The sequence below is a fragment of the Accumulibacter sp. genome, from assembly GCF_016789985.1.
Taxonomy (GTDB): Bacteria; Pseudomonadota; Gammaproteobacteria; order Burkholderiales; family Rhodocyclaceae; genus Accumulibacter.
The window spans coordinates 1-12,662 of the sequence record NZ_JAEUOL010000265.1 but is presented as its reverse complement, the minus strand read 5'-3'; the positions used below and the strand labels follow the sequence as shown (position 1 = coordinate 12,662).

Here is a 12,662-nt window from a genome sequence, read left to right as displayed (position 1 = left end):
GCGGCGTGGCCGCCTTCGAGATAGGCGGCGTGCACCTCCGGGTTGGCCAGCAGTTCGTGTCCGCTTCCCGACAGGATGATCTGCCCGTGCTGCAGAACGTAGCCACGATGTGCGACACGGAGCGCGTGGTGGGCGTTCTGTTCGACGAGCAGGATGGTCATTCCATGGTCGCGGTTCAGCTCGCGCACGATCTGGAAGATCTTCTTGATGTAGAGCGGTGCAAGGCCAAGCGAGGGTTCGTCGAGCAGCAACAGTTGCGGCCGGCTCATCAGCGCGCGGGCGATGGCCAACATCTGCTGCTCGCCGCCCGAGAGGGTGCCGGCGCGCTGCTGGCAGCGTTCCTCGAGGATCGGAAAGAGCGTGTACATGCGCTTCAGGTCGACGTCGAAGTTCATCTCCTCGCCGAGTACGGCGCCCATCTGCAGGTTCTCCATCACCGTCATGCGTGGAAAGATGCGTCTCCCTTCGGGAACCAGCGAGATGCCGCGGCGGGCGATTTCATGGGTCGACAGCCGGGTGATGTCCTCTCCGTCGAAGACGATGCGCCCTGCCGAGGCGCGCGGCTGACCGAAGATCGACATCATCAGCGTCGACTTGCCGGCACCGTTGGCGCCGATCAGGGTGACCACCTCGCCGACCTGGACATCGATGTCGACGCCGTGCAAAGCATGAATCGAGCCATAGTGGGCATGTACCCCTGACAGTTGTAGCATCATCGGACCACCTCCACCGCCAGTTCTTCGTCAGCGTCTTCCTCGCCGAGGTAGGCCTTGATCACGTTCGGGTCGCGCTGCACCTCGGCCGGTGTCCCTTCGGCAATCTTGCGGCCGTAGTTGAGCACGCAGATGTGGTCGGAGACGTTCATCACCACGCTCATGTCGTGCTCGATCAGCAGGATGGCGATTCCCTCGTCACCGGCCAGGTGCCTGAGCAGTTCGTTCAGTTCGGCCGATTCGCGCGGATTGAGGCCGGCGGCCGGCTCGTCGAGACAAAGCAGGAGCGGGTCTACGCACAGCGCGCGGGCGATCTCGATGCGCCGCTGCATGCCGTAGGGCAGGGCACCGGCGGCGGTGTTGGCCTTGTCGATCAGGCCCAGGCGCTTGAGCCAGCCGACCGCCTTGTCCACCGCCACCTGCTCGGCACGACGGTAGCCCGGCAGACCGAGCAGGCCGGCGAGCGAGAAGCGCGAGGCCTGCTGCAGGGCGTTGTGCTGAGCGACGATGAGGTTCTCGAGCACGGTCATCTGGGGGAACAGGCGGATATTCTGGAAGGTGCGCACGACCTGCGCGCTGCGTGCCACCTGGTGACTGGCCAGCTCCTCGAGGCGCAGCACGCCGCGCTGCGGATGGTTGAGGCGGACGCTGCCGATGGTCGGTTTGTAGAAGCCGGTCAGGCAGTTGAAAAAGGTTGTCTTGCCGGCCCCGTTTGGCCCGATGACGCCGGTGATCCTGCGTGCGGCGACGTCGAGCGACAGATCGTCGATGGCCAGCAGACCGCCGAAACGCATGGTCAGACGTTCGACGCTGAGCAGCGGTGTGGCGTTCATCGGCTCTCTCCTCCGGCGACGTAACGCATGGTTGGTTCGCGGTGGGCGAGGATGCCGCCCGGTTTCCAGATCATGATCAGGATCATCGCTGCGCCGAAGATCAACATCCGGTATTCGGCAAAGTCGCGCCCGAGTTCGGGCAGCAGCACCAGCACCAGAGAGGCGAGGACGACGCCGAGCTGACTGCCCATGCCGCCGAGCACGACGATCGCCAGGATGATCGCCGATTCGTTGAAGGTGAATGATTCGGGCGAGATGAAGCCCTGACGGGCGGCGAAGAAAACGCCGGCGAAGCCTCCGAGCATGGCCCCGAGGGCAAAGGCCGAGAGTTTTACGTTGCGGGCATTGATGCCCATCGCCCGGCAGGCGATTTCGTCTTCGCGCATCGCCTCCCAGGCACGTCCGACCGGCAGTTTGCGCATGCGCGAGACGAACAGGTTGGTGAGCAGTGCCAGCCCGAGGATCAGGTAGTAGAGGAAGAGGATTCGCTGATTCGGGGCGTATTCCAGGCCGAAGAACGAGGCGAAGGTCGGGTCGTCGCCGGGTGGCTTGAACGGCAGACCGAAGAAAGAAGGTCGCGGGATCGAGGTGATGCCATTCGGCCCGCCGGACAGTTCGGTCCAGTTGACCAGGATGACGCGGATGATCTCCCCGAAACCCAGGGTGACGATCGCCAGGTAGTCACCGCGCAGGCGCAGCGTCGGCCAGCCGAGAATGATGCCGAAGCTCGCCGCCATCGCTCCGGCGACCGGCAGCGCCTGCCAGAAGCCCCAGCCGAACTGCGTGGACAGCAGACCGTAGGTATAGGCCCCGACGGCGTAGAAGGCGACGTAACCAAGGTCGAGCAGACCGGCCAGTCCGACCACGACATTCAACCCCCAGCCGAGCATGACGTAGATCAGCACGGTGGTCGCGGTATCGACGACGTAGCGGTTATCCGAGAAGGCGATCGGCAGCACCAGCGACACGCCAAGCGCACCCCAGCCGATCCAGTCGAGCCAGGGGTTGGTCGCCACACTGCGGTCGACCACCGCCAGCGTCGCCTGCTCGCGCACCATCCTGCGTGCCCGCCATTGGTCGAAGCCGTAGCGCAGCAGCAGGCGACCGACAAAGCAGACCGCGATGAAGGCGAACAGGGTCGGCCAGCGGGTCGCGATGCGCAGGGCGCCGCCCTGGTCGACGGTGGTCAGGCCGATCATCGGGATACCGAGCAACAGGGCAACCAGGGCAATCGCGCCGGCGTCCTTGAGGCGATCGGTCAGCGAGGTGGTGTTGCGGGCAAGAACGAGTGTCGTCATCAGACTTTCTCCACTTCCGGTCGGCCAAGCAGACCGGACGGCCGGAACATGAGCACCAGGATGAGAATGCTGAACGTCGCCACGTCCTTGTATTCGGCCGACAGATAGGCCGCCCAGAAGGCTTCGATGAGGCCGATCAGCAACCCGCCGAGCATCGCACCCGGCAACGAGCCGATGCCGCCGAGAACGGCCGCGGTGAAGGCCTTGATCCCGGCGACGAAACCGATGAAGAAATCGACCACCCCATAGTAGACGGTGACCATGACCCCGGCCACCGCGGCGAGCGCCGCGCCGAGCATGAAGGTGAGCGAGATCGTGCGGTCGACGTTGATCCCGAGCAGCGCGGTCATCGTCCGGTCCTGTTCGCATGAACGCTGCTGCCGGCCGAACGAGGTTTGGGTGATCAGCCAGGTGAAACCGGCCATCAGCGCGATGGTGACGAAGACGATGAGGATCTGCGAATAGGCCAGACGGACGGTGAAGCCGTCGATGGTCAGCAGGTCGATGCCACCGACGAGAACCGGTGCGATCGGTTTGACACGCGCGCCCTGGGTGAGCTGCACCATGTTCTGCAGGAAGATCGACATGCCGATCGCCGAGATCAGCGGTGCCAGGCGCGTCGAACCGCGCAACGGCCGGTAGGCGATACGTTCGACCGTCCAGCCATAGACCGAGGTGAACAGCACGGCGACCAGCAGGACCAACAGCAGCGAGAGCGGAATCGAGCTGATGCTGAAGGTGGCCAGCAGCGTGAACACGGTGACCGCGATGAAGGCGCTGACCATGTAGATATCGCCATGCGCGAAGTTGATCATGCCGATGATGCCGTAGACCATCGTGTAGCCGATGGCGATCAGGCCATAGACCGCACCCAGGGTCAGGCCATTGATGAGTTGTTGCAGGGCGAGCGCCATGAGCTTCCTCCTTCTTGCTGCACGCGCGGCTGCGCGGGTTGTTGTGGCGAGACCCGGCAGTCGCTGCCGGGTCGAGCAGGGCCAGGTCAGATGGCGGGTTCGCACGCCCACCCGGTGTAGTTGCTTACGGCACAGCCGCGTGTTCCTGTGTCCCGGGGTCCATGAAGACGATTTCCCAGATGTGACCGTCGAGATCCTGGAAACCGTGTCCGTACATGAAACCGTGGTCCTGCGGCTCGCTGTAGATACTGCCACCGGCAGCGACTGCCTGGCGGATGATCTCGTCCACTCGCTCGCGGCTCTCGGCCGACAGGCACAGCAGCACCTCCGTGCTGAGCGTGGCATCGCAAATGGCCTTGGGTGTGAAACCCTGGAAGCGCGGCTCGGTCAGCAGCATGACGAAGATGTTGTCCGCGACGATCATGCAGATCGCCGAATCGTCGGTGAAGCGCGCATCGAAGGTGAAGCCGAGACGCGCAAAGAAGGCGATCGAGCGATCGAGTTGCTTCACCGGCAGATTCACGAAGATGCGTGTGGTCATACTCCCTCCCGTGGCAAGTGCAATGCTCTTCCAGGCGGCACAGGGTGGCGCCGGTGAACGCGGTGCCGCCAGCCTGACTCATTCCTCGCTCGCATCGAGTGCCATCAGCCCGGCATTGCCGCCGGCTGCCGTGGTGTCTACCGACAGCGTGCGCTCGCTGGCAAAGCGGTAGAGGTAGTGCGGGCCGCCGGCCTTCGGGCCGGTGCCGGAGAGGCCTTCGCCACCGAAAGGCTGGACGCCGACCACGGCACCGATGATGTTGCGGTTCACATAGGTGTTGCCGACGTGCAGGCGGCTGGTGATGCGCTTGATGGTTTCGTCGATCCGGCTGTGAATGCCCAGTGTCAGGCCATAGCCGGTACTGGCGATGGCCGCGCAGACCTGGTCGAGATCCTCGGCGCGCCAGCGGATGACGTGCAGGATGGGGCCGAAGACCTCGCGTTCGAGGTGCGACAGGCTGTCGATCTCGTAGGCACACGGCGCGAAGAAGGTGCCGTGGCGGGTGAGCTCTTCGTCCAGCGCGCAGGTATGGATCGGCTGGGCAAAACTGTCGAGCCAGCGCGCATGCGCCTGCAGCACGCCACGCGCCGCCTCGTCGATCACCGGCCCGACATCGGTGGTCAGGTCGGTCGGGTTGCCGACGCGCAGTTCCTGCATCGCGCCGGCCAGCATCTCGCTCACCTTGTCGGCGATGTCGGTCTGGATGAACAGCACGCGCAGGGCCGAACAACGCTGTCCGGCGGAGTTGAAGGCCGATCCGACGACGTCGCGCACGATCTGTTCCGGCAGTGCCGACGAATCGGCGATCAACGCGTTCTGGCCGCCAGTTTCGGCGATCAGCGGAACCAGCGGACCCTCCTTCTCGGCCAGCCTGCGGGCGATCAGACGGGCGACCTCGGTCGAACCGGTAAACGCCACGCCGGCACATTCGCGCCCGGCGACCAGCGCCGCACCGATGCGGCCATCGCCCGGCAGGAAGGCGAGCGCATCGGCCGGGATGCCCGCGGCGTGCAGCAGTTCGACCGCCAGGGCGGCGACCAGCGGCGTCTGTTCGGCTGGTTTGGCGAGCACGCAGTTGCCTGCGGCGAGGGCGGCAGCCACCTGGCCGACGAAAATGGCGAGCGGGAAATTCCACGGGCTGATGCAGACGAAGACCCCGCGGCCGTGCAGTGAAAGGCTGTTGCGTTCGCCGGTCGGGCCGGGCAGGGCGATCGGCTCGGAGAACTTCTGCCGCGCCTGGACCGCATAGTAACGGCAGAAGTCGATCGCTTCGCGCACCTCTGAAATGGCGTCACTCTGCGTGCGACCGCCTTCGCGGACGATCAGGGCGACCAGTTCCGGCAGGCGTCCCTGCATCAGGTCGGCGGCGCGCTCGAGGGCCGCCGCGCGTTGTGCCGCCGGTGTGCACTCCCAGGCCGGGAAGGCGGCTTGGGCAACCGCCAGTGCCTGTCCGACGTCGTCCACGCTGGCCTCGATCACCAGCCCGACCGTATCGCGCTGATCGGCCGGCGAGCGCACCGGCCGGCTGGCGCCGGCCCGCGCCTTGCCGCCGATCAGTGGTGCGGCGACATAACTGACGCGGGTACTGTGCTCGATGGCACCGCGCAGGTCTTCGAGAGTCGGTTTGTCGTTCATGTCGGGTCCTTCACTATTGGTGCGCTCGGCACCGAAGAGGTCACGGGGTAGCGGAATGCGCGACTGGCGCTTGACGGGCAGGGCGGCGGCCTTTTCCACCGGGTCGGCGATCAGCGCGGCGATCGGCAGGTCGGCATCGGCGATGCGATTGACAAACGACGAGTTGGCGCCGTTTTCGAGCAGGCGTCGCACCAGATAGGCCAGCAGGTCCTCGTGGCTGCCGACCGGCGCGTAAACCCGGCAGGCTCGGCCCCATTTCTCCTCGCCGACGATCTGATCGTAGAGCTCCTCGCCCATGCCGTGCAGGCGCTGATATTCCCATTCGTCGCTGCCACCGGCGCTGATCGCGATCTCCGCGATGGCCGCCAGGGTGTGTGCATTGTGTGTGGCAAACGCCGGGTAGAAGGCCTGCGGGTCGGCGAACAGGCGTCGTGCGCAGGCGAGATAGGAGAGGTCGCTCGATACCTTGCGGGTGAATACCGGGTAATCGGGCAGGCCGCGTTCCTGCGCCAGCTTGATCTCGGCATCCCAGTAAGCGCCTTTGCACAGGCGCACCATCAGCCGCCGGTTGGCACGGTGTGCCAGGTCGGCAAGCCAGTCGATGACCGGCAACGCGCGCTTCTGGTAGGCCTGGACGGCCAGGCCGAGGCCATTCCAGCCAGCCAGTTCGTGGTCTGTGGCCAGCGCCTCGATCAGGTCGAGCGAGATTTCAAGACGGTCCGCCTCCTCCGCGTCAATCGTGAAACCGATGTTGCGCGCCTTGGCGCGCACGGCCAGTTCCTTGATCGCCGGCAGCAGTTCGCGCCGCACGCGCTCCTCGTTGGCCACTTCGTAGCGTGGGTGCAGGGCGGAGAGCTTGATCGAGATCGACGGCGCTGCGAAAGCCGGGCGGCCGGCAGCCGCATCGCCGATCGCGGCAATCGCGTCGCTGTACGACTCGAAGTAGCGCAGGGCGTCGGCGCTGCTCCGCGCCGACTCGCCGAGCATGTCGTAGGAGTGGCGGTAGCCGGCCTTTTCGGCGCCACGTGCCCGCTCCAGTGCTTCGTGGATGTTGCGCCCCATGACGAACTGCTTGCCGAGGATGCGCATGGCAGTGATCACCGCCTGCCGGATCACCGGTTCACCGGCGCGCGCCACCATGCGCTTGAGCGTTCCACTGAGATTGCGGTCGTCGTTGTCGAGATTGACGATGCGACCGGTCAGCATCAGCGCCCAGGTACCGGCGTTGACAAAGGTGCTGTGCGAAGCGCCAAGCCGCCGTTCCCACTCGGTGTTGCCGATCTTGTCGCGAATCAGTCGATCGACTGTCGCTGCGTCGGGGATGCGCAACAGCGCTTCGGCAAGACACATCAGCACCACACCCTCGCGCGACGAGAGGTCATAGGTCGCCAGGAAGGCGTCGATACCACCGGTGTTGAGGCGACTGTCGCGCACCGTCTGCACCAGGGGCGTGGCGCGCTCGACGATTCCCTGCTGTTCGGCGGGAGTGAAACGGGCCAGATGGACGAGTTCGTCGACGACCTTGGCTTCATCGATGCGGTGGTATTCGCGTAACCGCTGACGTAACTGTTGGTTATGGGTGTCGCTCATGCTGCTTTCCAGTCGATTCGGCGTCGACAGCGAGTGTCGCGCGGGGTTGGGAAAAAGTCCGCCGGGCGGCGGAGGGTGGTGCAGCCCGCGGGGCCGTGGCGTACACCGGCAGCTTCCTGGAGGCGTGGCCGGTTGCGCACGCGGCGCGGGCAAGGCGGTGGCACGCCCTGTCGGGCGTGCCACGCTGTCGGATGCCTACTTCTTCACGTAGTCGTACTGGCCACCCTTCCACTGGTAGACCATGAAGCCGGGCAGTTTGTTGTCGCCCTTGGCGTCGAAGCTGAGCTTGCCGATCACGGTGTCGAAACTGCCTTCACGCAGCGCCTTCTCCATGTCCTGGTACTTGGTACTCTTGGCCTTGGTCGCCGCTTCGGCAAACAGTTGCATGGCGGCATAGGCGTACATCACGTAGCCCTCGGGTTCGACCTTGGCATCCCGGAACTTCTTCACCACGCCAGCGGCGGCCGGGCTCTTGCGCGGATCGGGTGCGAAAGTGAACAACACGTTGTCGGCGGCCGGACCGGCAGCGGTCACCAGTTCCGAATTGGTCATCGTGTCGCCGCCCATCACCATCAGCTTGAGACCGGCCTGCTGCGCCTGGCGCAGGATCAGCGCCACTTCGGTGTGATAGCCGCCGAAGGCGATCACTTCGACGCCGGCCGACTTGAGCTTGCTGACCAGGCCGGAGTAGTCCTTCTCGCCGGCGGTGATCGATTCACGCAGTGCCGGCCTGACGCCCTTGGCTTCCATCGCCTTGGCTATTTCGTCGGCCAGGCCCTTGCCGTAGGCGCTCTTGTCATCGACCACGGCGATCTTCTTGCCCTTGAAGTGCTCGGCCAGGAAGCTCCCGGCGATCAGGCCCTGCTGGTCATCGCGGCCCATGATGCGAAAGATGTTCTTCAGACCACGTTCGGTCACCTGCGGGTTGGTCGACACCGTGGCCATCGGGATCTGCGCCTCGTTGTAGACGTCGGAAGCGGGGATCGTCGAGCTCGAGCACCAGTGGCCGTGCATGAAGACAATCTTCTTGTTGACCATCGTGTTCGCCACCGAGACCGCCTGTTTCGGGTCGCAGGCGTCGTCGCCGATTTCGAGCTTGAGTTTCTGGCCGAGCACACCACCCTTGGCGTTGATGTCGGCGATGGCCATTTCGGCGCCCTTGCGGATCTGGTCGCCGGCCGAGGCGTACTGGCCGGTCATCGGGCCGGCAATCGCCACCAGCAGGTCGGCGTAGACGTTGGTCGCGGCCAGGGAAAGCAGGCTGAAGCCGGCCGCCAGGATATGCTTGTTCATTTGTTTCCTCCTTTGCTACGGTGGTCGTTGAGATAAGTGACAAGTGACGCACCCGCATCGAGCACGTGCGCCCGAGTGAGTTCTGCCGCCGCGTCGGGGTCCCGGCGCACGAACGCTTCGAGAATCTCGGCGTGTTCCTGCTGGGTCTTGGGCATTTCGGTGGTGACGGAGAGCAGCGCGCGTACGTACCGCTCGACCTTGTTGTAGAGCGAGCGGATCTCGCCAAGCAGGATCGGACGTCCGGCGGCACTGTAGAGTGTCGAGTGAAAGAGCCAGTTCAGTTCGCCCCAGCGGCCGGCCTCGCTCGCCAGGGAAAACGCCTCGAGATGATGGCGTGCCTCGGCTAGCGTTCGGTCACTGATGCGGCCGGCTGCCAGGCGGGCCGCGCGCGCTTCGAGCATCGCCCGGATTTCCATGTACTCGTCGATCTCGGCCGCCGACAGCGAGGCGACCACCGCACCGCGGTTGCGCAGGAAAGTCACCAGGCCCTTGGCCTCGAGGTGCTTGAGCGCTTCGCGCACCGGGATCTTGCTGACATGAAAGTGTGCGGCGATCTCGTCCTGGCGGAGCAGTTCGCCGGCCGGCAGCAGACCATCGACGATCGCCTTCTTCAGCGTTTGCGCAACATGATCCGACGCACTGAGGCGTGGCATCTTGTGGGCGGCGACAAACTCGAGAACGGAAGACGTCGGCAAGCGGCTGACTCCATATATCGTATACGATATAAACTGCAGGGGGCGACCATACAGACTGATTTGTTTGATGGCAAGCTGCGGTGCACCATTTTTCGCGGCTTGTCCCGACTCCCCGGTTCGCGGCGTGCACAACGGACTGGTGACCGTTGCTGGTTGCCGGCCGCCCCAGCGAACAGGGCACGCCTTCCTGTAGAATCCCGGACCCATGAATACCGTATGCAGCTCGGCAGCGGGCGGAAACACGCCGCGCGGCCTCTTCTCTTACCGCAAGTACTGGGCCAGCCGTTTCGGCACGGCGCCATTCCTGCCGATGTCGCGTGCCGAGATGGACCAGCTCGGCTGGGACTCGTGCGACGTCATTCTGGTCACCGGCGATGCCTACATCGATCACCCGAGCTTCGGCATGGCACTGGTCGGCCGGCTGCTCGAGGTACAGGGTTTCCGCGTCGGCATCATCAGCCAGCCGGACTGGCTGTCGGCGAGCGCCTTTCGCACTCTCGGCCGACCGAACCTGTTCTTCGGGGTGACCGCCGGCAACATGGATTCGATGATCAACCGCTACACTGCCGACCGAAAGCCGCGTTCCGACGACGCCTACACACCGAACGGCGAAGCCAATCGGCGGCCGGATCGCGCGCTCGTGGTGTACGCGCAGCGCTGCCGAGAGGCCTTTCCGGGTGCCAATGTGGTGATCGGTTCGATCGAAGCCAGCCTGCGTCGTATCGCGCATTACGACTACTGGTCGGACAAGGTGCGGCGCTCGGTGTTGCCGGACTCGAAGGCCGACCTGCTGATTTATGGCAGCGCCGAGCGCGCACTGGTCGAACTTGCGCACCGCCTGGCCGCCGGCGAGCCGATCGGCGACATCCACGACCTGCGCGGCACTGCCTTCATGGTGCCGCACGGCTGGCTGCCTGGCGAGGGTTGGAGCGAGATCGACTCGACCGCAATCGACACACCGGGCCTGCTGATCCGCCACGCTGATCCCTACGCGCTGACCTCACCCGGCGGTGAGGAGGCGAGCTGCACGCCCCGGCAGATCCCGGCCCCGGCCATTGGACCCTCCGGACAGGTGGTGACCATGCGCTTCGCGGCGCACCAGCGCATGCCGAAGCTCGACCGGGCGCGCAGCGCCATCCGCCTGCCGTCCTACGAGCAGGTGGCGGCCAACCCGGTGCTTTATGCCCATGCCTCGCGCGTCTTCCATCTCGAATCGAATCCCGGCAACGCGCGTGCGCTGATCCAGGGCCATGGTGAACGCGATGTGTGGCTCAATCCACCGCCGATTCCGCTCAGCACGTCGGAAATGGATGGCGTCTTCGCCGCTCCGTTCCAGCGGCGGCCGCATCCGTCCTACGGCGAGGCCAAGATTCCCGCCTTCGAGATGATCCGCTTTTCGATCAACATCATGCGCGGTTGTTTCGGCGGTTGTACCTTCTGCTCGATCACCGAGCATGAGGGGCGGATCATCCAGAGCCGCTCGGAGCAATCGATCCTGCACGAGATCGAGGAAATCCGCGACAAGACGCCCGGCTTCACCGGCATCATTTCCGATCTGGGCGGGCCGACCGCCAACATGTACCGTCTGGCCTGCAAGGACCGGCAGATCGAAGCGGCCTGCCGTCGCCTGTCCTGTGTCTTCCCCGGCATCTGCGAGAACCTCGACACCGATCACACGCCGCTCGTGCGGCTCTACCGCAAGGCGCGGGCCCTGCCCGGAGTGAAGAAGGTGCTGATCAGTTCGGGCCTGCGCTACGACCTGGCGGTACGTGATCCGCAATATGTCCGCGAACTGGTCAGCCATCACGTCGGCGGCTATCTCAAGATCGCTCCCGAGCACACCGAGGAAGGTCCGCTGGCACACATGATGAAACCCGGCATGGGTTCCTACGAGCAGTTCAAGGCGATGTTCGAGAAGTTCTCGAAAGAGGTGGGGAAGGAACAGTACCTGATTCCGTATTTCATCGCCGCGCATCCCGGAACGACCGACCAGGACATGCTCAATCTCGCGCTCTGGCTGAAGCGCAACCATTTCCGCCTCGACCAGGTGCAGACCTTTCTGCCGACACCGATGGCGATCGCCACAGCGATGTACCACAGCCGCAAGAACCCGCTGAGAAAGGTCGGCAACGCCTCCGCGGTGGTCGAAACCGTGCGCGGCGTTCGCCAGCGCCGCCTGCACAAGGCCTTCCTGCGTTACCACGATCCCGATAACTGGCCTTTGCTGCGCGAGGCGCTGAAGCAGATGGGTCGCGCCGACCTGATCGGCAACGGCCGGCAGCAACTGGTCCCCTTCCTGCAGCCGCTGGGGGCGAGGCCACATGTTAACGCTGCGCAGCGTTCGAAGCCGGGAGCGGTTTCGCCAAGCGTTGGCCGACGGCAGGCAGGGAGCACGGTGGTGGTCGGCGGACGCGGCAAGCGGTGAACGTCGTGCCGCTTCTTCCGGCACCCCCTGCCATGCCCGGCGGCGGCACGCATCGGCTGTCCGTGACCGATCGGCGACGGCGAGACACCGAGGAGACTGCCCCGTGAACACCGATCGCAGCTATCTCGAGCGTATCGTCATCGTTGATGACGAACTGCTCAACCTGAAACTGCTGGACGGGATTCTGGCCAGCCACGGCTACCTTCACCGGATCCTCGTCCGGGATCCGCGCGAAGTCATGACGTATTACCGGGAGGCGCGCCCCGACCTCATTCTGCTCGACATCAACATGCCCCATCTGGACGGCTACGAGGTGATGGAGCAGCTCAAGGCCCTGCGTGATCCCTTGCTGCCGCCGATCGTCGTGCTCACCACCCGGCACGGGCGCGATGATCAGTTGAAAGCGCTGGCCGCCGGCGCGCGTGACTTCATCTGCAAACCCTTCGACCGCGTCGAACTCCTGATGCGCGTGCGCAACCTGCTCGATGCGCAGCTTGCCCACCGCCTGCTGTACGACCAGAAGGCGGTACTGGAGGAAATGGTCCGGGTGCGGACCGAAGCGCTGAATCTGACTCGCCTGGAAATCGTTCGGCGGCTGGGACGGGCGGCGGAGTTCCGCGACCACGAAACCGGCCTGCACATCATCCGCATGAGCCGGACCTCGGCCCTGCTGGCCCACAGCCTGGGCTGGGACGCGGAGGCATGCGCACTGATGCTCAACGCCA

10 protein-coding genes are annotated in these 12,662 nt (G+C 64.9%); 2 read left to right on the top strand and 8 right to left on the bottom strand.

Annotated elements, in window-relative coordinates; all coding sequences use genetic code 11:
- From JNK99_RS15075 to JNK99_RS15040, 8 genes are all read right to left on the bottom strand, one after another.
- Positions 1-713 (bottom strand): ABC transporter ATP-binding protein (locus tag JNK99_RS15075; RefSeq protein WP_291854483.1); only part of this gene is annotated, 713 nt, incomplete at its 3' end.
- Positions 713-1,546, bottom strand: coding sequence for an ATP-binding cassette domain-containing protein (locus tag JNK99_RS15070; RefSeq protein ID WP_291854481.1), 834 nt, complete (start codon positions 1,544-1,546; stop codon positions 713-715). The genes JNK99_RS15075 and JNK99_RS15070, both read right to left, overlap by 1 nt.
- Complete coding sequence (gene livM, locus JNK99_RS15065; protein ID WP_291854479.1) at positions 1,543-2,844, bottom strand: high-affinity branched-chain amino acid ABC transporter permease LivM; 1,302 nt, start codon at positions 2,842-2,844, stop codon at positions 1,543-1,545. The genes JNK99_RS15070 and livM overlap by 4 nt, the downstream gene beginning before the upstream one ends.
- Complete coding sequence (locus JNK99_RS15060) at positions 2,844-3,758, bottom strand: branched-chain amino acid ABC transporter permease LivH (RefSeq protein ID WP_291854477.1); 915 nt, start codon at positions 3,756-3,758, stop codon at positions 2,844-2,846. The genes livM and JNK99_RS15060 overlap by 1 nt, the downstream gene beginning before the upstream one ends.
- Positions 3,759-3,882: 124 nt before the next feature.
- Positions 3,883-4,299, bottom strand: a complete 417-nt coding sequence (locus tag JNK99_RS15055; RefSeq protein ID WP_291854476.1) for a VOC family protein — start codon at positions 4,297-4,299, stop codon at positions 3,883-3,885.
- A 78-nt stretch (positions 4,300-4,377) separates the two neighbouring features.
- Positions 4,378-7,524 (bottom strand): bifunctional proline dehydrogenase/L-glutamate gamma-semialdehyde dehydrogenase PutA, encoded by a 3,147-nt coding sequence (gene putA / locus JNK99_RS15050; RefSeq protein ID WP_291854474.1) that lies wholly within the window; start codon positions 7,522-7,524, stop codon positions 4,378-4,380.
- Between the two features lie 195 nt (positions 7,525-7,719).
- Positions 7,720-8,817 (bottom strand): branched-chain amino acid ABC transporter substrate-binding protein, encoded by a 1,098-nt coding sequence (locus JNK99_RS15045; protein WP_291854472.1) that lies wholly within the window; start codon positions 8,815-8,817, stop codon positions 7,720-7,722.
- On the bottom strand, positions 8,814-9,512 hold the full coding sequence (locus tag JNK99_RS15040) for a GntR family transcriptional regulator (RefSeq protein ID WP_291854471.1): 699 nt from the start codon (positions 9,510-9,512) through the stop codon (positions 8,814-8,816). Before JNK99_RS15040 ends, JNK99_RS15045 begins: the two co-directional genes overlap by 4 nt.
- 205 nt (positions 9,513-9,717) lie before the next feature.
- On the opposite strand from JNK99_RS15040, the gene JNK99_RS15035 reads away from it, so the two are divergent.
- Both JNK99_RS15035 and JNK99_RS15030 read left to right on the top strand, forming a co-directional pair.
- Positions 9,718-11,937: a YgiQ family radical SAM protein gene (locus JNK99_RS15035; RefSeq protein WP_291854469.1), complete on the top strand. Its 2,220-nt coding sequence runs from the start codon at positions 9,718-9,720 to the stop codon at positions 11,935-11,937.
- 103 nt (positions 11,938-12,040) lie between these two features.
- Positions 12,041-12,662 (top strand): response regulator (locus JNK99_RS15030; protein WP_291854467.1); only part of this gene is annotated, 622 nt, incomplete at its 3' end.